We start from the raw sequence: 232 nt of genomic DNA, 5'->3' as shown, positions 1-232 counted from the left end.
CGCTCAGCAGGTCGCCGATGTTTTTCTGCGTTTGCGGCGGCAGCGTCGAGGCGCTGTCCGGATCGGCATAGAGCTTGGCGGCGTCGCTTGCGGGTGCGGCGACATTGCTCGGCTGGTAAGCCGGCTGCATGGTGTTGACGGCGTAATACATGCCCTTGTCGTCGGCCGGAGTCAGCGTGCCGTCATTGGCGTATTTGGGTGCGCCGCCGAGCACCGATTTCGGCGTGCTCGG

1 pseudogene is annotated in these 232 nt (G+C 65.1%); it reads right to left on the bottom strand.

The features are described from left to right. Positions 1–232 (bottom strand): annotated as a pseudogene (locus HLUSI_RS27145) (acid phosphatase); the annotation flags it as partial.

The organism is Herbaspirillum lusitanum P6-12 (assembly GCF_000256565.1).
In the GTDB taxonomy this organism is placed as follows: Bacteria; Pseudomonadota; Gammaproteobacteria; order Burkholderiales; family Burkholderiaceae_D; genus Herbaspirillum; species Herbaspirillum lusitanum.
The sequence above is the reverse complement of the archived record's forward strand: the minus strand, read 5'-3'. Positions and strand labels throughout refer to the sequence as shown.